The organism is Micromonospora sonneratiae (assembly GCF_042679305.1).
In the GTDB taxonomy this organism is placed as follows: Bacteria; Actinomycetota; Actinomycetes; order Mycobacteriales; family Micromonosporaceae; genus Micromonospora_H; species Micromonospora_H sonneratiae.
Genome location: NZ_JBHTMP010000018.1, coordinates 38,027 through 55,955, shown reverse-complemented (window position 1 = coordinate 55,955; position 17,929 = coordinate 38,027). Strand labels below are relative to the sequence as shown.

The following is a 17,929-nucleotide window of genomic DNA, read 5'->3' as shown; positions in this document are numbered from 1 at the left end:
GGAGGCCCGCCCCGCGACCGGCGAACCGGATCGCGGGACGGGCCTGAGCCGTGTATCGACTTACTTGCCGCCGGCAAGCTTCTCGCGCAGCGCGGCGAGAGCCTCGTCGGTGGCCAGGGTGCCGGCCGGCTCCTCGGCCTGACGGGCCGGGGCCGGGGTCGTCGAGGTCGCCCCGCCACCGGCGGCGCCAGCGGCCGGAGCCGGGTTGGCAGCGGCCTCGGCGTCGGCGGCCCGAGAGGTCTGCACCTGCTTGGTGTGGGCCTCCCAGCGGTTGCGCGCCTCGGCGTACTGCTGCTCCCAGGTCTCCCGCTGCTTCTCGAAGCCCTCGAGCCACTCCCCGGTCTCCGGGTCGAAGCCCTCCGGGTAAATGTAGTTGCCCTCGTTGTCGTAGGTCGCGGCCATGCCGTAGAGGGTCGGGTCGAAGTGCTCCTCGCCCTCGACGAAGCCCTCGTTGGCCTGCTTGAGCGACAGCGAGATCCGCCGACGCTCGAGGTCGATGTCGATGACCTTGACCATGACGTCCGAACCGACCTGGACGACCTGCTCCGGGATCTCCACGTGGCGCTCGGCCAGCTCGGAGATGTGCACCAGGCCCTCGATGCCGTCGTCCACGCGGACGAACGCACCGAACGGGACCAGCTTGGTGACCTTACCCGGCACGATCTGCTGGATCGCGTGGGTACGGGCGAACTGACGCCACGGGTCCTCCTGGGTCGCCTTCAGCGACAGCGAGACCCGCTCGCGGTCCAGGTCGACGTCCAGGACCTCGACCTCGACCTCCTGGCCGACCTCGACAACCTCGGACGGGTGGTCGATGTGCTTCCAGGACAGCTCGGAGACGTGCACCAGACCGTCCACGCCGCCCAGGTCGACGAAGGCGCCGAAGTTGACGATCGAGGACACGACGCCCTTGCGGACCTGGCCCTTCTGGAGCTTGTTGAGGAACTCGGTGCGGACCTCGGACTGCGTCTGCTCCAGCCACGCCCGGCGGGACAGAACCACGTTGTTGCGGTTCTTGTCCAGCTCGATGATCTTGGCTTCGAGCTCGCGGCCCACGTAGGGCTGAAGGTCCCGGACACGACGCATCTCGACCAGCGACGCGGGCAGGAAGCCGCGCAGCCCGATGTCGAGGATGAGGCCGCCCTTGACCACCTCGATGACGGAGCCACGCACGACGCCGTCCTCGTCCTTGATCTTCTCGATGGTGCCCCAGGCGCGCTCGTACTGTGCGCGCTTCTTCGAGAGGATCAGGCGCCCCTCCTTGTCCTCCTTCTGGAGCACAAGGGCCTCGATGTGGTCACCGACCGAAACCACCTCGGCGGGGTCCACATCGTGCTTGATCGACAGCTCGCGCGAGGGAATGACGCCCTCGGTCTTGTAGCCGATGTCGAGTAGGACCTCGTCCCGATCGACCTTGACGACGGTGCCTTCGACAATGTCGCCGTCGTTGAAGTACTTGATGGTCTCGTCGATTGCGGCGAGGAAAGCTTCCTCAGAGCCGAGGTCGTCGACGGTGACTCGGGTGGCGCTCGAGGGGGCCTCGATGCTGCTCGTCATGTGGGCGGTTGCTCCGGTCGAATGGGTGTCACAGCAGGTTTGTGTCGCGGTGACCTGTTTGCGCCAGCGGATCCGCCACCGGGCACACCGCACGATCGCCATAAAAAGATCTTGGGTGTGTCCGGCGACCGCGGACCTGCTCCCTGCCGAGGCACGCGATCCGCGAGCGCATCGAACAGCTTACCGTGCGCATTACCACAGCATGCAAGCCCTCCCCGCACCTGAAGCCATCACACTTTTTTCGTACCGGAAATTCCACCCCGTGACCCACCCGTGACCCGTCGCGACCCGCCCGTGACCGCCGGCGCGCCGGGTGAACACGCCGACGCTCCCGACGGCTAGCGTTGCCGCGTGACCGACGAGAGCGACACCACCACCGAGGTCCTCCGGCGACCGGTCGGCGATGCTGAGAGCCGGCGGGCCGCCCGGGGCTGGTGGGACCAGGACGCCGACGACTACCAGGCCGAACACGGCGCGTTCCTGGGCGACGTCGAGTTCATGTGGTGCCCGGAGGGGCTCCGGGAGAGCGAGGCCCGGCTGCTCGGCGACGTGAGCGGACAGCGGGTGCTGGAGCTCGGTTGTGGCGCGGCGTCCGCCGCCCGCTGGCTGGCCACCCAGGATGCCCGGGTGGTCGCGATGGACCTGTCCGCCGGCATGCTGCGGCACGCCGTCGCGGCGGCGGCGACCTCGGGGGTACGCGTCCCGCTGGTCCAGGCCGACGCCCTGGCGCTGCCGTTCGCCACCGGCGCGTTCGACACCGTGTGTACGGCGTTCGGTGCCATCCCGTTCGTCGCCGACTCGGCGGCGGTGATGCGGGAGGTGTTCCGGGTGCTGCGACCGGGCGGTCAGTGGGTCTTCTCGGTGACCCACCCGATTCGGTGGATCTTCCCGGACGACCCGGGTGAGGCGGGCCTGACCGCCGTGCACTCCTACTTCGACCGCCGACCGTACGTCGAACAGGACGCCGGCGGCGTGCCCACGTACGTCGAACAGCACCGCACCCTCGGGGACCGGGTACGGGAGATCGTCGGCGCCGGGTTCGTGCTGCGGGACGTGGTGGAGCCGGAGTGGCCGGACGGTCATGAGCAGATCTGGGGTCAGTGGAGCCCACTGCGTGGCCGCCTCTTCCCCGGCACCGCCATCTTCGTCTCCGCCAAGCCCTAACCGGCCCGGGTTCCGCTGGCCACGCCGCTCAGGTTGCGCTGGTTACGCCGCTCAGGTTGCGCTGGCCAGGCCGCCCGGTTTCCGCCCGTCGCCCCGGGGTAGACGAGCGCATGGCCCAGCGGAAGAAGCTGCACAAAGGGGATCGGGTCAGCTGGAGCAGTCACGGCGGTACGGCGCACGGGACGGTCCAGGAGGAGATCACGAAGCGGACCCGGGCCGCTCGGCGGGTCGTTGCGGCGTCGAAGGACGAACCGCAGTACCGGGTACGCACCGACGAGGGGCGGGACGCCGTACACAAACCGGAGGCGCTGCGACGTGAAACCGGGTGACGACCGACAGACCATCCGCCACAACTTCAGCGACGCGGTCAACATGAGTCCGGGTGAGCTGGCGAAATGGCTGGAGACCGACGAGTCCAAGGCGGCGGGGCAGCACTCCGCCCGCGGCGGCGAGTCGGTCGGTCACGAATCGGGCCGACGGATCGTGGGTCTGCTCCGCCGGAAACAGGACGAGCTGACCGACCGCGACTACGCACACATGCGCAAGGTCGTCGGCTACGTGCACCGGCACATGGCACAGCGGCCCCGGGGTGACGTCAGCCACACCAGGTGGCGTCACTCACTGATGAACTGGGGCCACGACCCGCTGAAATGAGCCCGTGCCCGGTCCTTCATCGCGGCCGTCGGCAACCCGTTTCGCGTACGGCTACGCGAAGCGGCCCGCCCCGGGAACTGCGCGCCGCTGCTCTGCCCGGGCGGCTGTGTCCTGGTTGGACGAGGCACGTGCTAGGTTGGCGGTGCAGTGACGATCGGGTCGACTGTGGGACCAACAGTAGGGGTGAGTTGATGACTGCCGTAAAGGCCGCTGCCATGGGCAGTGCCCGCCGGACCATCCTCACGTCCCGGGCCCCGGTCTGACCTGACGCTGTTGCCCTCGTTGAAGCCTTGACGGCTCACGGGAGGCAGCCCTCCATGCTCATCGGGGCCCCTGTTCAAGGGTCTCTAAGTTGTCTCAATCCCGTTCACATCATGCCCAGCCGTGTTCACTGACGGACTACGGCCGGGACGAGGCGTGTCCGCCCGCCTTCGCACCCCATCACGTCGCGCCCGGCGAGATTCCCCAGCACCCGTCCGGACAGCTACCGACGGCGGCTGACGGAGAGCCTCCACGCCGCCTACCCGTTTCGTCCGCTGAGGTCCATCCGAACAGTGGCCGGCCCCGGGAGCGCCAGCGGTGACCGGCACAGACGCGTCCGGCCACGTTCCCAGCACCGACCACCACTACACCACCTACCCTCTCCGCCCCCGAAACCACACACCCGACACCACCACCGAGAACGGGACCACCATGACCGCCTGGACCACCCGCCCCGAGACCACCGACGACATCGCCGCCATCCGCGACATCAACCTCGCCGCCTTTCCCGCCGCTGTCGAAGCCGACATCGTCGACGGCCTGCGCGCCGACCCGAAGGCGTGGATCGACGGCCTGTCCATGGTCACCGCAGCCGATGACGGCACTCCGGTCGGGCACGCACTGCTCACCCGCTGCCACGTAGACGGCGTTCCCGCCCTCGCCCTCGGTCCGTGCGCGGTACTGCCCCGGGTTCAGCGCACCGGCGCCGGCTCCGCCGCCATCCGCGCCGCCCTGGACGCCGCCCGAGCCATGGGAGAGAACCTCGTCGTCGTCCTGGGTCACGCCGCCTACTACCCGCGGTTCGGCTTCATCCCCGCCTCCCGCTACGGCATCCGGGCGCCCTTCGAGGTACCCGACGAGAACATGATGGCCGTGGCCCTCGACGGCACCCGTCCGGTCCCGGCCGGCACCATCCGGTACGCCGCCGCGTTCGGCGTCTGACACTGGTGGTGCCCGGGGCTCATGCCCCGGGCACCACAAACCCTACCGGGGCCACCCGCCCATCGGAGGCGCCGCAGGAAGCGGTGGCCAGGGCGGTCGGTGGTTGCCGCTAGTGGCCGGCGCTGTTCCAGTCCCGGCCCACGCCGACCGACACCTCCAGGGGCACCGAGAGCGGGTACGCCTCACCCATCTGCTGGCGCACCAGGGCCTCCAGCACCTCACGCTCACCCTCGGCCACCTCGAAGACCAGTTCGTCGTGGACCTGGAGCAGCATGCGCGAACGGAGACCGGACTCCCGCAACGCGGTGTCGACGTGCAGCATGGCCACCTTGATGATGTCCGCGGCCGAGCCCTGGATCGGTGCGTTGAGGGCCATCCGCTCGGCCATCTCCCGCCGTTGCCGGTTGTCGCTGACCAGGTCGGGCAGATAGCGACGCCGGCCCAGGATGGTGGAGGTGTAGCCGTCCTGCACGGCCCGTTTCACCACCTCGCGCAGGTAGTCACGGACTCCGCCGAACCGGCTGAAGTACTCCTCCATCAGGCCACGGGCCTCCTCGGCGGTGATGCCGAGCTGCTGCGACAGACCGAAGGCGCTCAACCCGTACGCCAGGCCGTAGTTCATCGCCTTGATCTTGCGCCGCTGGTCGGCACCCACCTCGGCGACCGGAACCGCGAACACCGAGGATGCGGTGGCGGCATGGAAGTCGAGGCCCGAGTTGAACGCCTCGATCAGCGCATCGTCGGCGGAGAGGTGCGCCATGATCCGCATCTCGATCTGGCTGTAGTCGGCGGTCAGCAGCGTCTCGTAGCCCTGCCCCACCATGAACGCCCGCCGGATCCGCCGCCCCTCCTCCGTACGGATCGGGATGTTCTGCAGGTTGGGATCGGTCGACGACAGACGACCGGTGGCCGCCACCGTCTGGTGGAACGTGGTGTGGATGCGCCCGTCGTCGGAGATGGACTTGAGCAGTCCGTCGACAGTGGACTTGAGCCGGGCGACGTCCCGGTGCCGTAGCAGGTGTGCCAGCACCGGATGCGGCTGTTGTGCGTACAGCCACTGCAACGCGTCGGCGTCGGTGGTGTAGCCGGTCTTGATCTTCTTGGTCTTCGGCAGTCCCAGCTCGGTGAAGAGGATCTCCTGCAACTGCTTCGGCGAACCCAGGTTGAACTCCCGACCCACCGCCTGGTGGGCCGCCTGGGCGGCTGCCTTCACCTCGGCGGCGAAGTCCGCCTCCAACTCGGACAGATAGTCGGTGTCGGCGGCGATGCCGACCCGCTCCATCCCGGCCAGCACCCGGACCAGCGGCAGTTCCACACCGCTCATCAGGCGGGCCGACAGCTCGGCCGAGGTGTCGGCTTCGCCGGGCTGCGGCGCGCCGCCACCCCGCCCGTCGTGGGCCAACTCGGCGTCGATGGCGTCGGCCAGGTCGAGCGTGGCCCGGGCCCGCAGCATCAGGTTCTGCTCGATCTCGCCGTCGTTGCCCAACCCGTCGAAGGTGAGTTGGCCGGTCTCCGGCGCGTCGACCCGCAGTTCCCGGTGCAGGTAGCGCAGGGCCAGGTCGGTCAGGTCGTAGGACCGCTGGTCGGGTCGGGCCAGATAGGCGGCCAGCGCGGTGTCGCGGACGACACCGGCCAGGTCCCAACCGTGGGCGGCGAAGGCCAGCAGTGCCGGCTTGCTGTCGTGCAGGACCTTCGGCCGATCGGCGGAAGCAAGCCAGGCGGCCACGGCGGCCTCGTCGGCAGGGTCGAGCTGGGCCGGGTCGAACCAGCCCGCTGTCCCGCTCCCGGTGGCCAGCGCCACACCGGTCAACGAGCCGGTGCCACGGCCGAAGGTGCCGGCGACCGCCACACCGACCGGCGCGTCGGCAGCGGTGTTGCTGGCCAGCCAGTTCGCCACCTGGCCCGGCCGCAGCACCTCACCGACCAGGTCGAAGCCGGCCTCGGCCTCGGGTTCCACCGCCTCGAGGTACTGGTAGAGCCGGTCCCGCAGCACCCGGAACTGGAGCGTGTCGAAGACCTGGTGCACCGCTTCCCGGTCCCAACCGGCCCAGCGCGCGTCCTCGACCCGCAGCGGCAGCTCAAGATCGGAGACCAGGCAGTTGATCTCGTAGTTACGGATCACGTCGGCCAGCCGCTCACGCAGGCTCTCACCGGCCTTGCCCTTGATCTCGTCGGCACGGGCCACCACACCCTCGACGCCGCCGTACAGGTTGATCCACTTGGCGGCCGTCTTGGGGCCGACGCCGGGCACCCCCGGCAGGTTGTCGCTGGCCTCCCCCACCAGGGCGGCCAGGTCGCGGTAGCGATCGGGACCGACCCCGTAGCGCTCGGTCACCGCCACCGGGTCCATCCGGGCCAGGTCGGAGACGCCCTTACGTGGATAGAGCACGGTGATCCGGTCCCCGACCAGTTGGAAGGCGTCCCGGTCACCGGTGCTGATCAGCACCTCCATGCCCTCGGCCCGCCCCTGGCTGGCCAGGGTGGCCAGCACGTCGTCGGCCTCGTAGCCCACCTTCTCCACCACCGGGATCCGCAGCGCGTCGAGGACCTCCTTGACCAGGCTCACCTGTCCGGCGAAGTCAGCCGGGGTCTCCGAGCGACCCGCCTTGTATTCCGGGTAGAGCTCGGTGCGGAACGACCGACGGGAGACATCGAAGGCGACGACGATGTGGGTCGGCCGCTCGTCGCGCAGCACGTTGATCAGCATGGAGGTGAAGCCGTAGACCGCGTTGGTCGGCTGCCCCGTGGTGGTGGAGAAGTTTTCCACCGGCAGGGCGAAGAATGCCCGGTATGCCAGGGAATGGCCGTCGACAAGCAGCAGGCGCGGGGTCGAAGCTGTCACAGCACGTGACTCTAGCCCGCCCCACCGACAAGCCTGGAAACCGGCACGTGATCCAGCACCGTCGTCACCGACCGTTCGTGATCCGCTCGGCGTGGGCGAGCGCGGCGTTGCGCTCGATGGTCAACTCGGCGAGGACCCGGAGATCGGACTCTGGCAGGGACGCCACCGCCTCCCGCCGTACCCGCAGTGCGGTCGAGGGCAGATGGGCCCGCGCCGCACACTCACCGTCGGCGACCGCGACGGCGATCTCGCGTTTCCGGAGTACGACGGTCGGCCCGGTCGCCACCAGCTCGTCCTTGATCGACCTCCGGGCCGCCTGCGGTGTGTCGTGGTGGTGTCCCCGTGCCGACATGCACGATCGCCACACCGCCATCGCCGAGACGTAGGACGGCGCCGTCGGAACCTGGGCCGCCAGTCGATTGTTGATCCCCTCCGGTAGGTAGGTGATGCGGGCCCAGAGGACGACGTCCCCGACGAGTCCCTGACGGCTCTGCGCCACGCAGCCCCGTCTCGGGACCCGGTAGTGCCGGCCCTCCGGCGTGTCCACCGTCGCGGTGTCCCCGGGCGGACCGAAGAAGGCAAGGTCGTAACGTTGCCGCTCCACCCGGTCCAGGCGTTCGTAGGCGGGGTCCCCGGGCGGTCCCCCGGTGGCCCCGTCCCGCCCCGGTTCGGCGCTGGCCAGTTCGTATCCGTACCGTCGCCGACGCGGCAGGTCGATCACCGCCGCTTCGTCCTCGGGTACGGAGAGCAGGGCGCCCGGGCGGGCCGGGTGGTCGAAGCCCTGCGCCGCCATGCACTCGTGGGTCAACCGGTTGAGGGCGGTCTCGAGGATCTGCTCGGTCTTCGGCCAGGTACCGGAGCGGGTGGCCAGGTCGACGGCGTCGGTGGAGATCTGCGGACGGATGGGCGGTGGAGCCGGGTCGGCCGGCTGCGCCGGGGCGCAACCGGCCGGCCCGGCCAACACGGCCAGCAGGAGACATGCCGTCCGCGCCGGACTTCTCATTACCGGATACACCAACGGTTGGAGCTGATGCTGTCGTTCCACGACGCGCCCCAGTGCAGACCGATGTTCGCTACCTCGTCGTTTCTGGCGAGGGCAATGGAGCCGCCGGCATAGCCGGCATCCTTGTAGAAATAGACGGTGCACTGGGTCCCTCGGTTTGCGATCGAGGTGATGCAGTCGTTCCAGGTGCCCGCGTACCTGGTGCAGCCGGAACTGTTGTAGAGGCCCCTGAAGTCCGGGTTGTTACCCTCCACCTTTCCCATGGTGCCCGCGTAGTTGTCGTGCACCCAGAAACAGGCGTACGTGCTCGGGCAGGCAGCCAGACCGAGCGCGCCGACGCCGCCCTCCCCGACCTCCTCCACCTGGACCGTCCCGGCCGCCGGCTGCGGGCCGGCGACCGGCTTCGCCGCCGCAGGGCTGCTGCCGACGATCAGCGAGGCACCGACCAGCAACAGACCGGCGGTAAGGGCCAGCGCCCTCTTTCGTAGGGCATGCCTTGTCATGCTGGAACTCCTTCGACATGAGGAAAAGAGCGATGACAACGAGCATGCGGAACGGCAGTCAGGAATTCATTGACGATCGCTGCACCGTCGTTGACTGATCGTGCACCGGTTCCCCGGACGAGAGTGTCCGCTGCCGGAATTCACCGGGTGTCAACTGGTAGACGGCACGAAAGAGCCGGGTGAAGTGGGCATTGCTGCTGAACCCCCAACGGGCGGCGATGGTGTGGATCGGACGGGTACGCAGGCGGGGATCTGCGAGGTCGCGACAGCACCGCTCCAGCCGGCAGTGGCGGATCCACGCGGCAACGGTCAGATCCTCTGCGTGGAAGAGCTTGTACAGGTACCGCTGTGAGATCCCGTGCGCGGTGGCGATCATCGCGGGCGAAAGCCCGGGGTGGCCCAGGTGTCGCTGGATGAAATTGTCGATCCGGTACCGCAGGACCCGTTGATGGGCCTCGGACGACACGTGTCCGCCGACATCGAGGTGGTGCGCCAGCAACGCGGTGGCCAGGTCCACGGTGGCCGTGGAGAGCCGGACCGCGTCCCCCGGCTGGTAGCACCGCGCCTGCTCGATCAGGCCGACAAGGTACGCGGTGAGCAGGCCACCCATCCCGGCGCGCCCCGGCAGACGTACCCCGATGAGCCGGTCGACCGAGTTGGCGGGCAGTGACACCAGGCTTCGGGGCACCTGGACCAGCACCTGCACCGCGGCCCGCCCCTCGTCGGATATCCGGCCGTGCATCGGCCGCGAGGTGTCGTACAGGGTGAGTTCCCGTACGTCGAGCACGGCCTCCCGGTCGGCCAGGGCAACGCCGAGCCGGCCGGCGAGGTTGACGGCCAGGTAGAAGAACTCCGGATCGGACTGACGCACCAGCTTGGCGCTGCGGTGGTAGCGCATGGACTGGTAACTCATCCAGGAAACCCGGACACCACCCAGGTCGATGCACCGGAACGCGGCCCGGTAATCGCCGTCCTGGTCGAACTGCATCGTGGTGGGCACGATCGTCTGTCGGGACCACTCCTGCCACCATGCCTGGCGATCCTTGGTGGGCAGTACGTCCGTTCGCCCCTCGTAATAGAACATCATCTATCACCCTGGGCGAGTTTCCACCCCTTCCTGGGGAGCGTCAACTCTCTGTCCTGGCCCCGACAAAACGGCCTACCGTAAGGTCAGCCCGAGCCGGTTCAGGCGTTGGCCGGGCACCGGGATCGGTCCCGGCCAACGACACCTGGCAGGTCCGGACTACAGGACCTTGGCCAGGAAGGCCCGGGTCCGCTCGTGCTGCGGGTTGGCGATCACCTCGCGCGGGGCACCCGACTCGACCACCACGCCACCGTCCATGAAGATCAACGAATCGCCGACCTCCCGGGCGAAGCCGATCTCATGGGTGACGACGACCATCGTCATCCCGTCGCGGGCGAGATCCTTCATCACGTCCAGCACCTCACCCACCAGCTCCGGGTCCAACGCGCTGGTCGGCTCGTCGAAGAGCATCAGCTTGGGCTCCATCGCCAACGCGCGGGCGATGGCCACCCGTTGCTGCTGACCGCCGGAGAGCTGCCCCGGATAGGTCGCCAGTTTGTCGGCCAGGCCGACCCGCGCCAGCAGGGCCTCCGCCCGTTCGCGGGCCACCGAACGGTTCTCCCGGCGCACCCGGACCGGCGCCTCGACGACGTTCTCCAGGACGGTCATGTGCGGGAACAGGTTGAACCGCTGGAACACCATGCCGATCGACCGGCGCTGGGCGGCCACCTCCTTCTCCCGCAGCTCGTAGAGCTTGTCACCCCGCTGGCGGTAGCCGATCAGCTCGCCGTCCACCCAGATCCGACCAGCGTCAATCTTCTCGAGGTGGTTGATGCAGCGCAGGAAGGTCGACTTGCCCGACCCGGAGGGACCGAGTACGCAGCACACCTCGCCCGGACGTACCGCCAGGTCGACCCCGCGCAGCACCTCCAGCGAGCCGAAGGACTTGTGCACGTCCTCGGCCAACACCATCAGCCCGGCCTCCGCCGTCGGCGGGTCGGCCTGCGCCGGAACGACCAACTCGGTCATTTCTCCTTCACCTTCTCCACCCCACCACCGGCTTCCGCACCGCCATCGGCCTTCCCACCGCCGCCAGACTCCGCGACGAGGCCGCGTAGCCTGAGCCGGGCCCGTTGGCTGGTGCCGTACCCCCGGGAGAAGTGCCGCTCCAGGAAGTACTGCCCCACCAGCAGGACGCTGGTCAGCAGCAGGTACCACAGGCAGGCCGCGACGTACATCGGGAAGATCTGGAACTCCCGCTTGCCCACGCTGTCGAGCTGGAAGAACAGCTCCGTGCTGTACGGCACCATCATCAACAGCGAGGTGTCCTTGAGCATCGCGATGGTCTCGTTGCCGGTCGGCGGGATGATCACCCGCATCGCCTGCGGCAGGACCACCCGGCGCAGCACCTGTCCCCGGCTCATACCCAGCGCGGCGGCGGCCTCGCTCTGCCCGGGATCGACCGACTGGATACCGGCCCGCACGATCTCCGCCATGTACGCGGCCTCGGACAGCGCCAGCCCGAGCAACCCGGCCATGAAGCCGCTGAGCAGGTCCCGGGAGGAGAACCCGAACAGCCGCAGGTGCAGGTTGTCGATGCCGAAGAGCTGACCGAGCTGGGTGTCGAAGGGCACCCCGAACTCCAGCCGGCTCCAGAGGATGCCGATGTTGCCGAAGACGGCCAGGAACACCAGCCGGGGCACGGCCCGGAAGAACCAGGTGAACAGCCAGGCGACGGACCGCAGGACCGGGTTGGGCGACAGCCGCATCACCGCCAAGATCACGCCGAGCGTCACCCCGATCAGCATCGCGCTGACCGTCATCAGCACGGTGCCGTACAGCAGGCCCTCGATGATCGGCGGCCGGAACATGTTGTCGACCATGTACGCCCACTTGAAGGCGTCGTTGGTGAGCAACACGTGCACGAACATCGCCGCCAGCACCGCCAGTACGGCAATCGCCACCCAGCGCCCGGGATGCCGTACGGGCACGGCCTTGATCGGTGCCGGCCGTGCCCGTACGGGTGTCGCTTGTTGTTCGGTCGTCATCGTGGACGCGTCACGGGTTGATCGCCGGGTCGGTGATCGCTCCGTCGCCGACCTTCCACTTGTCGAGGATCTTCTGGTACGAACCGTCGACGATCAGCGCCTTGGTCGCGTCCCGGACCGCCTCGGCGAACGCCGCCTGGTCCTTGGCGACCACATATCCGTACGGCGCCGCCTCGTACATCTTGTCGAGCAGCTCCAGCTGCCCCTCGGACTTGGTGACGGCGTACACCCCGACCGGGTAGTCGGCCAGCATCGCGTCGTCCTTGCCGGAGATGACCGCGGCGGTCGCCGCGTCCTGTCCGGGGAACTGTTCGATGGTGATGGCCGGCTTGCCAGCGTCGGTGCACTTCTTCGACCGGGCCTCGACGTCGGGCACCTGCACGGTGTCCTTCTGGACGGCGATCTTCTTGCCGCAGGCGTTGTCGAGCGTGACCCCGGCCGGGTTGCCCTTCTTGGTCACCCACTGGGTGCCGACCTGGTAGTAGCTGACCATGTTGGCCTGGGTCTTGCGCTCGTCGTTGATGGTGAACGACGAGACGCCGACCTCGTACTTGCTGGTGTTGACGCCGGTGATGATGTCGCCGAAGTTCGCCGAGACGAACTCGGCCTTGAGGCCCAACTTGGCCGCGACCGCGGCGAACAGCTCCACGTCGAAGCCGATGACCGTCTTGCCGTCGGTGTCGAGGAACTCGGCCGGGGCGTACGTGGAGTCGGTGCCCACAATGATCTTTCCATCGGACTTGATCGAGTCCGGCACCTTCGCTGCCAACGCCGCGTCCGCCCCCGCCGTCACGGTGGGTCCGGCTCCCGGCTGGTCGACGCTCTCCTTCTCACCACAGGCAGCGAGAGAGAAGGTGAGTAGAGCAGCGCCGGCGAGACCGAGCGCGCTGCGCCGGCCGCCGTTGCTGAACATGGACATGAGTTCCCTCCTGATAACTGAGCCGGTGACCGGCTAGGCCACACCCAGGTACGCCTCTTTGACCGCTTCGTCGTGCAGTAGTTCCGAGCCGATGCCGCTCTTGACGATCCGGCCGGTCTCCAGGACGTACGCCCGGTGCGCGAGGGAGAGCGCCTGATGCGCGTTCTGCTCCACCACCAGCACCGTCATGCCCTGCTCGTTGATCTCCTTGATAATCGCGAAGATCTGTTGGATCAGCATCGGTGCCAGGCCCATCGACGGTTCGTCGAGCAGCAGAAGTCGCGGTCTGCTCATCAGTGCCCGGCCCACCGCCAGCATCTGCTGCTCACCGCCGGAGAGTGTGCCGCCGGGCTGCTTGCGCCGTTCCAGCAGCCGGGGGAACAGTTGGAACACCCGGTCGAGGTCGGCCGCCACGCCCGCGCTGTCCCGGCGGGTGAAGGCGCCCATCTCCAGGTTCTCCAGCACGGACATGCCCGGGAAGACACCCCGGCCCTCCGGCGCCTGGCACAGGCCACGCCGTACCCGCAGGTCGGGCCGGAGCTTGGAGATGTCCTCGCCGCCGAACCGGATGCTGCCCGAGGCGATCGGACGGATGCCGGAGATGGCCCGCATGGTGGTGGTCTTGCCGGCACCGTTCGCGCCGATCAGGGCGACGATCTCGCCCTCGTCGACGGTCAGGCTGATCCCGTGCAGCGCCTGGATCCGCCCGTAGAGCAGGCTCATGTTCTCGATCTCAAGCAGCATCGTCCGGCACCCCCAGGTACGCCGCGACCACCCGGTGGTCCTCCCGCACCTCGGCGGGGAGACCTTCGGCGATCTTCTTTCCGAACTCCAGCACCACGATCCGGTCGGTGACCCCCATGACCAGTCGCATGTCGTGCTCGATCAACAGCACGGTGATGCCCTGGTCGCGAATCTTCCGGATGAGTTGGAGGAGTTCCTCCTTCTCCGCCGGGTTGAATCCGGCCGCCGGTTCGTCCAGGCACAGCAGCACCGGATCGGTCGCCAGTGCCCGGGCGATCTCCAACCGCCGCTGCTCGCCGTAGGACAGGTTGCGGGCGTACTCGTGGATCCGGTGTGAGATGCCGACGAATTCCAGCAGCCGCTCGGCCTTCTCCCGGCCGTCGCGTTCCTCCCGCCAGTGTCGGGGCAGGCGGAACAGCGCCGAAAGCACGCTCGTCTTGTGGTGCGCGTCCGCGCCGACCTGGACGTTCTCCATGGCGGTCATCTCGGGGAAGAGGCGGATGTTCTGGAACGTCCGCGCCATGCCCATCTGGGTGATGACATGCCGCTTCTTGCCGACGATCCGCTGTCCCCGGAACCGGATCTCGCCCTCGGTCGGCTGGTAGATCCCGGTCATCGCGTTGAAGCAGGTGGTCTTGCCGGCCCCGTTCGGCCCGATCAGGCCGAGAATCTCCCCCTTGTAGAGGGTGAAGTCCACCTGGTCCAGGGCGACCACGCCACCGAAACGCAGCGTGACGTTGTCCACCTCCAGCAGCGGCTCACGGCCGGGCGGCACCTGCTCGACATCGGGGGCCGTGCCCTGGGTGGGAACGGTTGGCTTCGGTGCGGTCTCACCCACCGACGGTCACCTCCTTGCGACGGTCCTTGAACTCCGCCGCGCGTCGTCGGTTTGCGATGAGGCCCTGCGGCCGGAAGATCATCATGACCACGAGCACCAGACCGAAGAACAGGAAGCGGTACTCGTACAGCTCCACACCGAACAACTCGATGCCCCGGAACCGCTCGATCATGTACGCGACCAGGCCACCGCCGACGATCGCGCCGACGATGTTGCCGGATCCACCGAAGATCACCGCTGCCAGGATGATGATCGAGTTGAGCAGTTCCAGGTTCTGCGAGCTGACGAAGTTCTGTTTGCCGGCGAAGAGCGCCCCGGCCAGACCGCCGATCGCCGCACCGGCGGCGAACGCCCACAGCTTGAACTTGAACGTCGGCACACCCATCAGCTGGGCCGCGTCCTCGTCCTCCCGGATCGAGATCCAGGCCCGGCCGACCCGGCTGCGGTTGAGGTTCCGCACCCCGATCACCACGAGGATGATCAGGGTCAGCACCAGCCAGTAGTAGGGCCGCGCGTCGAGCACCCCGAAGACCGGACGGCCGTCGGCGTACGTCCCCGGGGGGTGCGGGATCTTGTTGAGGCCCCGCTGTCCCTTGAGGAAGTCGGAACTGGTCGCGGCGACCCGGATCATCTCGGCGAAGCCGAGGGTGACGATCGCCAGGTAGTCCCCACGCAGCCGCAGGGTGGGCAGGCCGAGCAGCACCCCGGAGAGCATCGTGATGCCGATCGCCAGGGGTACCGCCGCCAGCCACGGCCAGTTCGACTTCAGGTCACTGGCCGGCGAGGTCAGCAACGCAACCGTGTACGCACCCACCGCGAAGAAGCCGAAGTAGCCCAGGTCCAGCAGGCCGGCGAAGCCGACGACGATGTTGAGACCGACGGCCAGCAACACGTAGATGGAGACCGTGAACAGCACCTGGGAGAAGTTCGACCCGGTCGTCGGGATCGGCCCGAGGTACTGGTAGAACTCCTTGTTCGGCAGGGCGTAGAAGAACACGATCACTGCGGCCAGCGTGGCCCAGCGGACCCAGCGGGGTGCGTTGTGCCACCGGTGGGCCATCGCCTCCCGGCCACTGTGCAGCTTTTCCCGAACGCCGGTCATGCCCGTGCCCTCCCCAACGACTCACCGAGCAACCCGGTCGGCCGGAACATCAGCAGCACCACCAGGACCACGAACGCGACAAGGTCCTTCCACTCCGTACCGAACAGTCCCGAGGCGTAGTTCTCCACCAGGCCGAGCAGCAGCCCACCGAGCAGCGCGCCGCGCAGGTTGCCGATGCCACCGAGGACCGCAGCGGTGAACGCCTTGAGCCCCAGCAGGAAACCGACGCTGTAGGTCAGCGAGCCGATCTTGATGTTGTAGAGCATCCCGGCCACGCCGGCCATGGCACCACCGGCGATGAACACCATCAGGATGATCCGGTCCTTGTTGACCCCCATCAGCGCGGCCGTGTTCGGATCCTGGGCCACCGCCCGGATCCCCCGGCCGATCCGGCTACGGTTGATGAACTGGTCCAGCCCGATCATCATCGCCAACGCCGCGCCGACGGTCAGCAGCTGCACGACCGTGATGTCCGCACCGCCGATGGTGAAGAGCGTGTCGTTCTTGACGATCGTCGGCGCCCCCTGGGGCAGCCGCCGGGTGTAGATGCCGAACGCCTCGGCGATGGCGATCGAGGCACCGATCGCGGTGATCAGGAAGGCCAACGGTGGCGCGTTGCGCTGCCGCAGCGGGCGGTACGCGACCCGCTCGATCACGGTCGCGGTGAGTGCCGAGGCGAGCGCGGCGACCACCATTCCGACCAGCAGGTAGAGCAGGATCGAACCGACACCGGTAACCACGGAGTCCTGGTTGAGGCCGAAGGCGCCCCACGTCCAGAGCGCCGCGAAGGCGCCGGCGATGAAGACCTCGGAGTGGGCGAAGTTGATGAGTCGCAGCACGCCGTAGACGAGCGTGTAGCCGAGCGCGACCAGGGCGTAGATGGCCCCCTGGGTCAGGCCGGTGGCGGTGAGTTCTCCGAAGTTGGAGAAGAGTCCGTCGAAGTTCAAGGTAGGAGCGCTCCATCAAGGTTGGAGATGCAGATGGATCAGGTCGGAGATACAGATCGGGTGCGGCCGGGAGCGAATTCCCGGCCGCACCCGCGATCACATCTGTGTCCCCCTGTGCCGGCTGACCGGCACTCAGACCTTCGGGATCTCCTGGACCGGCACGACCTGGCCGCCCTGGACCTTGTACGCCCAGACCTTGACCTGCGCCGGGTCCAGCTCACCGGTCGCGGTGAACTTGTAGGTGGCCGCAACCCCTTCGCCCGAGTAGCCCTTGACGAACTCCAGCATGTCGGCGCGGCTGGTCTTGCCAGCCTTGATGCCGGCCAGCAGGATGTTCGCCGCGTCGTAGGCGGTGTCGCTGTAGGTGCCCGGGTCGCTGCCGTTGAGCTTCTTGTACTCCTCGACGAAGTTGCCCCGGGCCTCGGTGGCCGGTGCGCACGGGCAGGTGAGGATGGTTCCCTCGGCTGCCGCCTGGCCGGCCGAGGTGATGTAGTTGTTGTCGTTGACACCGTCCCCGGCGACCAGCGGCGCGGTGACGCCAGCAGCGCTGAGCTGCTTACGGATCAGCCCGGCCTCCTGGTAGTAACCGCCGTAGAAGATGGCGCCCACGCCAGCGCTCTTGATCTTGGCAACGGTGGCCGAGAAGTCGACCTGCTTGCCCTCGCCCTGCACCTTGTCCGTACCGACGACGGCGGCACCGAGCACCTTCTTGACCTCGTCGGCCAGACCGGCACCGTACGCGGACTGGTCGTCGACGACGAAGACCTTCTCGGCCTTCATGACGTTCTTGATGTAGTTACCGGCCGCCGGGCCCTGGCTCAGGTCGTTGCCGACCGCCCGGAAGAACGTCTTCCAGCCCTGCTCGGCGAGGCTCGGCCGGGTCGCCGAGGCGGTGATGTGCACCAGGCCCGCCTCGGAGAAGAGCGGGTTCGCGGCCTCCGACTCACCCGAGTAGGCCGGGCCGACGATGCCAAGGATCTTCTCATCGTCGATCGCCTTCTGGGCCAGGCCGGGCGCCTGGTCCGGGCTGCCCTGCGAGTCCAGCTGGACCAACTCGACCTTGCAGTCGGCGTTTTCCTTGTTGTACTGGTCGACCGCCAGCTTGACACCGTTGTTTTCGTTGATGCCGAGCGCGGCCGAACTGCCGGTCAGCGCACCGAAGAACGCGATCTTGTTGCCGCAGGCGCTGCCTTCGCCTCCCTCTTCACCACCGCTGCAGGCGGTACCACCAGCGACGAGAGCCAGCATTGCCACGCCGCCGAGCACGCGCGAGAACTTCTGCCTCAAGGCCCGATCCTCCTCCGTCCAATGGCCCGAACCACCCGCCACGGATTGGCCCTTGCGGGAGCGGACGAACCAGACCGTCGTCGCGGTCTGGGGC

The 17,929-nt window shown here is 68.1% G+C and carries 17 protein-coding genes; 4 read left to right on the top strand and 13 right to left on the bottom strand.

Annotation, left to right across the window (positions count from 1 at the left end; all coding sequences use genetic code 11):
- Positions 1-60 precede the first annotated feature (60 nt).
- A complete protein-coding gene (rpsA, locus tag ACFQ4H_RS14045) occupies positions 61-1,659 on the bottom strand; it encodes a 30S ribosomal protein S1 (protein ID WP_377570872.1) in 1,599 nt (532 codons plus the stop codon).
- 249 nt (positions 1,660-1,908) lie between these two features.
- Here rpsA and ACFQ4H_RS14040 point away from each other — a divergent pair, with 249 nt between their 5' ends.
- The 4 genes from ACFQ4H_RS14040 to ACFQ4H_RS14025 all read left to right on the top strand — a co-directional run bounded on the left by ACFQ4H_RS14040 (position 1,909) and on the right by ACFQ4H_RS14025 (position 4,578).
- Positions 1,909-2,721 carry a class I SAM-dependent methyltransferase gene (locus tag ACFQ4H_RS14040; protein WP_377570870.1) on the top strand — a complete coding sequence of 271 codons (813 nt, stop codon included), beginning with the start codon at positions 1,909-1,911 and terminating at the stop codon, positions 2,719-2,721.
- A gap of 110 nt (positions 2,722-2,831) precedes the next feature.
- Positions 2,832-3,050 (top strand): hypervirulence associated TUDOR domain-containing protein, encoded by a 219-nt coding sequence (locus tag ACFQ4H_RS14035; protein WP_377570867.1) that lies wholly within the window; start codon positions 2,832-2,834, stop codon positions 3,048-3,050.
- Positions 3,037-3,375, top strand: coding sequence for a DUF3140 domain-containing protein (locus tag ACFQ4H_RS14030; RefSeq protein ID WP_377570865.1), 339 nt, complete (start codon positions 3,037-3,039; stop codon positions 3,373-3,375). The genes ACFQ4H_RS14035 and ACFQ4H_RS14030 overlap by 14 nt, the downstream gene beginning before the upstream one ends.
- Before the next feature lie 579 nt (positions 3,376-3,954).
- A complete protein-coding gene (locus ACFQ4H_RS14025) occupies positions 3,955-4,578 on the top strand; it encodes a GNAT family N-acetyltransferase (protein ID WP_377570862.1) in 624 nt (207 codons plus the stop codon).
- 109 nt (positions 4,579-4,687) lie between these two features.
- Here ACFQ4H_RS14025 and polA read toward each other — a convergent pair whose 3' ends face one another.
- The 12 genes from polA to ACFQ4H_RS13965 all read right to left on the bottom strand — a co-directional run bounded on the left by polA (position 4,688) and on the right by ACFQ4H_RS13965 (position 17,835).
- Entirely contained in the window at positions 4,688-7,420 is a 2,733-nt protein-coding gene (gene polA / locus ACFQ4H_RS14020; RefSeq protein WP_377570859.1) for a DNA polymerase I, read from the bottom strand.
- Positions 7,421-7,484: 64 nt separating this feature from the next.
- Positions 7,485-8,423 carry a hypothetical protein gene (locus tag ACFQ4H_RS14015; protein ID WP_377570856.1) on the bottom strand — a complete coding sequence of 313 codons (939 nt, stop codon included), beginning with the start codon at positions 8,421-8,423 and terminating at the stop codon, positions 7,485-7,487.
- A complete protein-coding gene (locus ACFQ4H_RS14010; RefSeq protein ID WP_377570854.1) occupies positions 8,423-8,926 on the bottom strand; it encodes a peptidase inhibitor family I36 protein in 504 nt (167 codons plus the stop codon). Before ACFQ4H_RS14010 ends, ACFQ4H_RS14015 begins: the two co-directional genes overlap by 1 nt.
- Positions 8,927-8,984: 58 nt before the next feature.
- A complete protein-coding gene (locus ACFQ4H_RS14005; RefSeq protein WP_377570852.1) occupies positions 8,985-10,013 on the bottom strand; it encodes an AraC-like ligand-binding domain-containing protein in 1,029 nt (342 codons plus the stop codon).
- Between the two features lie 156 nt (positions 10,014-10,169).
- Positions 10,170-10,979 carry an amino acid ABC transporter ATP-binding protein gene (locus tag ACFQ4H_RS14000; protein WP_449289020.1) on the bottom strand — a complete coding sequence of 270 codons (810 nt, stop codon included), beginning with the start codon at positions 10,977-10,979 and terminating at the stop codon, positions 10,170-10,172.
- Complete coding sequence (locus ACFQ4H_RS13995; RefSeq protein ID WP_377570850.1) at positions 10,976-11,998, bottom strand: amino acid ABC transporter permease; 1,023 nt, start codon at positions 11,996-11,998, stop codon at positions 10,976-10,978. The genes ACFQ4H_RS14000 and ACFQ4H_RS13995 overlap by 4 nt, the downstream gene beginning before the upstream one ends.
- A 10-nt stretch (positions 11,999-12,008) precedes the next feature.
- Positions 12,009-12,911 carry an ABC transporter substrate-binding protein gene (locus ACFQ4H_RS13990; protein WP_377571002.1) on the bottom strand — a complete coding sequence of 301 codons (903 nt, stop codon included), beginning with the start codon at positions 12,909-12,911 and terminating at the stop codon, positions 12,009-12,011.
- Between the two features lie 39 nt (positions 12,912-12,950).
- The gene (locus tag ACFQ4H_RS13985) at positions 12,951-13,661 is read right to left on the bottom strand and encodes an ABC transporter ATP-binding protein (RefSeq protein WP_377570847.1); all 711 of its coding nucleotides are present in this window, start codon (positions 13,659-13,661) and stop codon (positions 12,951-12,953) included.
- On the bottom strand, positions 13,651-14,436 hold the full coding sequence (locus tag ACFQ4H_RS13980; protein WP_377570999.1) for an ABC transporter ATP-binding protein: 786 nt from the start codon (positions 14,434-14,436) through the stop codon (positions 13,651-13,653). Before ACFQ4H_RS13980 ends, ACFQ4H_RS13985 begins: the two co-directional genes overlap by 11 nt.
- 55 nt (positions 14,437-14,491) lie before the next feature.
- Entirely contained in the window at positions 14,492-15,601 is a 1,110-nt protein-coding gene (locus ACFQ4H_RS13975) for a branched-chain amino acid ABC transporter permease (protein ID WP_377570844.1), read from the bottom strand.
- Positions 15,598-16,548: a branched-chain amino acid ABC transporter permease gene (locus tag ACFQ4H_RS13970; protein WP_377570841.1), complete on the bottom strand. Its 951-nt coding sequence runs from the start codon at positions 16,546-16,548 to the stop codon at positions 15,598-15,600. Before ACFQ4H_RS13970 ends, ACFQ4H_RS13975 begins: the two co-directional genes overlap by 4 nt.
- 132 nt (positions 16,549-16,680) lie before the next feature.
- Positions 16,681-17,835, bottom strand: a complete 1,155-nt coding sequence (locus ACFQ4H_RS13965; RefSeq protein ID WP_377570839.1) for a branched-chain amino acid ABC transporter substrate-binding protein — start codon at positions 17,833-17,835, stop codon at positions 16,681-16,683.
- Between the last annotated feature and the right edge of the window lie 94 nt (positions 17,836-17,929).

Coding starts and splice junctions, on each gene's coding strand:
- rpsA (WP_377570872.1), bottom strand. CDS start 1,659: ATGGCGATCGTGCGGTGTGCCCGGTGGCGGATCCGCTGGCGCAAACAG.
- ACFQ4H_RS14035 (WP_377570867.1), top strand. CDS start 2,832: ATGGCCCAGCGGAAGAAGCTGCACAAAGGGGATCGGGTCAGCTGGAGC.
- ACFQ4H_RS14015 (WP_377570856.1), bottom strand. CDS start 8,423: ATGAGAAGTCCGGCGCGGACGGCATGTCTCCTGCTGGCCGTGTTGGCC.
- ACFQ4H_RS14010 (WP_377570854.1), bottom strand. CDS start 8,926: ATGACAAGGCATGCCCTACGAAAGAGGGCGCTGGCCCTTACCGCCGGT.
- ACFQ4H_RS14005 (WP_377570852.1), bottom strand. CDS start 10,013: ATGATGTTCTATTACGAGGGGCGAACGGACGTACTGCCCACCAAGGAT.
- ACFQ4H_RS14000 (WP_449289020.1), bottom strand. CDS start 10,979: ATGACCGAGTTGGTCGTTCCGGCGCAGGCCGACCCGCCGACGGCGGAG.
- ACFQ4H_RS13995 (WP_377570850.1), bottom strand. CDS start 11,998: ATGACGACCGAACAACAAGCGACACCCGTACGGGCACGGCCGGCACCG.
- ACFQ4H_RS13990 (WP_377571002.1), bottom strand. CDS start 12,911: ATGTTCAGCAACGGCGGCCGGCGCAGCGCGCTCGGTCTCGCCGGCGCT.
- ACFQ4H_RS13985 (WP_377570847.1), bottom strand. CDS start 13,661: ATGCTGCTTGAGATCGAGAACATGAGCCTGCTCTACGGGCGGATCCAG.
- ACFQ4H_RS13975 (WP_377570844.1), bottom strand. CDS start 15,601: ATGACCGGCGTTCGGGAAAAGCTGCACAGTGGCCGGGAGGCGATGGCC.